The sequence below is a fragment of the Okeania sp. genome, assembly GCF_983059655.1.
In genome coordinates this window covers 1-4164 of sequence record NZ_CEZPJD010000705.1, presented here as the reverse complement: position 1 = coordinate 4164, position 4164 = coordinate 1, and the positions used below count along the sequence as shown (strand labels likewise).

The window sequence follows — 4164 nt, the reverse complement described above, 5'->3', positions numbered from 1 at the left end:
ATCCGACAAATTTTATATTTTCCTTATTATTTTAGCAGCAACTCTGGCTATATAATGTATAAATATTTGCAGTCAATTTTCACAAATTGTCATTAACTAAAGCATAATCATTACCAGAGGAGAAACAAGATGAAAAATCAAGATTGGTTTTTGACTGAAGACGGTCAATGTCAGCCTTGTGAAACTGTAAATGAATGGAAATTATTAAGAGAAAATTATCGGTTGTATAGATTCTTAACAGAACTAGAAGATACCCTAAAAGATACCATAGATGAAGCAAGTTCTCTACAGAAAATTCGACTTTTAGTTCGACAATTTATTACTAATTCATATTGGCTGCAAACTCAGGAGCCAGAACTTTGTGAAAAAACAGGAACTTCCGTTATTTTATTATACGATGAGTTAGGATTTCCCTTAACAGTACAAACAGTAAAATTCATGCCAGGGACAATTTCAACAATTCATAATCATGGCACTTGGGGAATAGTAGCAGTATTAAAAGGCCAGGAAAAAAATACATTTTGGAAACGTAGCCCTGACCCAGAAAATAAATATAAAATTGAAAGAGTCGGAGAAAAAATATTACAACCAGGAGATTTAATTAGTTTCACTTCTAATGCTATTCATAATATAGAAGTAATCGGAGATGAACCTACATTTACTTTTAATATTTATGGTGAAACAAAATCTTCTGAAAGGTTTGAATTTGACCCAGTTGCACAAACAGCTAAGAAATTCTGAAGTAAGCATTCAGCTGTCAGCCGTCAGCTATCAGCTATTGCTTTTATGAGAGTGTTTTGCTTGAGTTGACAGCAAGCTAGCAGTATCTTCATTAAGTTTACTTTTGACTTATAACTTATAACTTTTGACTTGGAAAACAATGTCTAATCCTCTCCTTTTACTCAACTATGAATCTGCCATCCAAACTTTAGGTGGTGACTATTATGATGAAGTACTTGCTGCTGAATTTCCCCAACATATTTTGCGGTTTCGTAATAATAAATTGCTACCTAAAATAGGACTAACTCCTGAAGATGTTAAGGATGAGCATTTTATTGAAGCTTTTGGTAAATTTCATTGTGTCGGACCTTTTTTAGCTCTACGTTATCACGGTTATCAATTTGGCGAATATAATCCTTACTTGGGAGATGGTAGGGGTTTTCTTTATGGTCAAGTACGTGGGGTAAATGGTGAATTATATGATTTTGGCACCAAGGGTTCCGGTAGAACACCTTATTCTCGCAGTGCAGATGGTAGACTGACTCTCAAGGGAGGGGTCAGAGAGGTATTAGCATCCGAAATGTTACATCGTCATGGGGTTCGTACTTCTCGATGTTTGAGTTTGATTGAAACTGGGGAGGGTTTATGGCGTGGAGATGAACCTTCTCCTACTCGCTCGTCGGTGATGGTACGTTTTAGTAATTCTCATATCCGGTTTGGTAATTTTGAAAGGTTGCATTTTTTCAAACGTCCCGACCTAACTAAAAAGCTATTAGATCATGTAATTGATTATTATTATTCTGAATTAAAAGAACAGAGCGAACGGTATTTTTTATTCTACTCAGAATTAGTAAAAAGAGTTGCGAAATTAGTGGCTCAATGGATGGCTGCGGGATTTTGTCATGGTGTATTAAATACTGATAATATGTCAATTACTGGGGAAAGTTTTGATTATGGTCCTTATGCTTTTATTCCCACTTATGACCCCAAATTTACAGCAGCTTATTTTGATTATTCTGGTCTTTATCGTTACAGTCATCAACCGTTAGTTTGTAAGTCAAATTTACACTTACTTCAAGATGCATTAGCTGCAGTTATTGACCGAGAAAATATGAGGGCAAGTTTAGATGAATTTGATGATGTTTATCTGCTTGAATATAGGCGATTAATGATTAATAGGTTAGGGTTTGAGCAGTTGCCAGAAACAGATGCTGAAAAGTTACTTCAGCTAACTATTAAACTGCTGGAAAATTCTCAGGTTGGCTATCACGATTTCTTTTTAGGATTGAGAAAACAATTTTCTCCACATTGGCGTGATGATGTTAATCAGATTTTGGCTGATTTTGAACAATCAGAATTAATTGAGCCGTGGCGACAATATTATTATCATTTATTACAGACTTATTCTAATGATGAATTAAAAGCAATGGTGGAAAGGTTGAAACAATATAATCCTCAACAAAGTTTAATTCGACCTATTATTGAATCAGTATGGGAACCCATTACAGTAGAGGATAATTGGCAGCCATTTTATGATTTACTGAAGCAAATATCTGAATAAAATTTATTAATATAGCTGTATTAATAATTAGGACTTACGCATCTGCAAGGTATTTTTGTCATTGCGATCGATAGGGTTTGCGGAACAGTCCGGAACGGAAAGCAATCTCAAATCCTAGTTTTTCGTACCTCATGCGTAAGTCCTAATAACCTACATTCCGCACGACAAAATGTAGTCTAAAGATAAGTAGTCAGTAGTCAATAGTCAGTAGGAAATGATGTGCAGCTTATGTCTGGGTAGATCAAGTATTCAGCAAACCCTAAATAAATATAGAATAGGTTCTATACATTTAACTTATAGTATGAATCTTTAAGAAATTTGTACCTCTTGTATGCTTAGTAGGAATACCACCTACAATCAAAACTTTCTCCCCTGGGGTAGCAAAATTTAGTTTCAATAAATAATTTTGAGCTTGTGCCGTTAAATCTTCAAAAGATTCAACTTCTTCATTCAATAATACTGGTTTGACTCCCCAAACTAAATTCAAACGGTGGTAAACCTTGTCACTAGGAGTAAAGGCAACCACAAAAGCTTTCGGACGTTCGCTAGCAGCTAAACGTGCAGTATAACCAGAACTCGTAAAAGCAGCAATACAACGCAAGGGTAAAATCTTATCTATAATATTAAGTGCTTCACTAAGAGCATGAGTTTCATCCGTTTCTGCTGGAGGATAATTAATAAACTGCGTATCTTTCTCCACATCTGCTGCAATACGCACCATCATTTCTACTGCTTTTACTGGATACTTACCCACTGCTGACTCTCCAGATAGCATTACTGCATCAGTACCATCAACAATAGCATTTGCAACATCACTAGCTTCCGCACGAGTGGGGCGGGGTTCGTGAATCATGCTTTCCAACATCTGGGTAGCTGTAATCACCGGAATACCTTTTTTATTGCACATCCGAATAATCTGTTTTTGCAGCATCGGTACTTTTTCCGGTCTCATTTCTACCCCCAGGTCTCCCCTTGCCACCATAATACCATCGCATTCTGCGACAATAGCTTCTAAGTTAGCGATCGCTTGGGGTTTTTCTATTTTTGCTATTACTGGCACATCTGCATCTTTTTCTTTTAACATTGATTTTAGTGTCAAAATATCTTCAGCACTACGCACAAAGCTCAATGATATCCAGTCTACTCCCTGAGACAAACCAAATTCCAAATCTTTTTTATCTTTTTCTGTCATTGAAGGTAAGCGCAAATTCAAACTTGGTAAATTAACTCCTTTACGACTTTTGAGCAAACCACCTGTAATGACTTTGCAACTCACAGCATTTCCTTCTACTGACTCCACTTCTAATTCTAATAACCCATCATCTAATAATACCTGAGTTCCTGGTTTTGCTTCTTCTGCTAAATATGGGTAGTCAATACTTACTGTTCCTGTTTGATGAGTATCATCAGCTAATGGTATTAGAGTTAGCTGTGCCCCTTCTTCTAAAGTTATTGCACCATCAGGGAGTTTACCCACTCTAATTTTCGGACCTTGGAGGTCTTGCAAAATAGTAATGGGAGTATTTAATTCTTTAGATATAGAGCGCAATAGAGAAACTGTGTAAGCATGGTCTTCATAGCTACCATGAGAAAAATTTAGTCTTGCTACATTTAGACCAGCTTCAATTAGTTGTTTAATTACTTCTGGAGAGTTACTGGCAGGGCCAATAGTTGCGACAATTTTAGTCCGATGAGGTATAGACATAGTAACTTGATTGTTTTTTCTAACAGTCAGTCATTATACTAATTTTAATAAAGTAGTAGGGTAGGCAAATGTGATTATTGATATCAATAGTTAATAGGTTTGATATTTGCCCCCCTATCCGGTAGTTCTAGTCAACTAGAAAGTTACTTAAGTATTGGGCAAGGCTTTCTTCAGAAAG

3 protein-coding genes are annotated in these 4164 nt (G+C 36.1%); 2 read left to right on the top strand and 1 reads right to left on the bottom strand.

Annotated features, from left to right (window positions below):
* Positions 1-129: 129 nt before the first annotated feature.
* Positions 130-741 carry a cysteine dioxygenase family protein gene (locus AC3DU7_RS27005; protein WP_488042354.1) on the top strand — a complete coding sequence of 204 codons (612 nt, stop codon included), beginning with the start codon at positions 130-132 and terminating at the stop codon, positions 739-741.
* Positions 742-880: 139 nt separating this feature from the next.
* Complete coding sequence (locus AC3DU7_RS27000) at positions 881-2281, top strand: protein adenylyltransferase SelO (RefSeq protein ID WP_488042353.1); 1401 nt, start codon at positions 881-883, stop codon at positions 2279-2281.
* Between the two features lie 289 nt (positions 2282-2570).
* Here AC3DU7_RS27000 and pyk read toward each other — a convergent pair whose 3' ends face one another.
* Complete coding sequence (gene pyk, locus AC3DU7_RS26995; RefSeq protein ID WP_488042352.1) at positions 2571-3986, bottom strand: pyruvate kinase; 1416 nt, start codon at positions 3984-3986, stop codon at positions 2571-2573.
* Positions 3987-4164 lie beyond the last annotated feature (178 nt).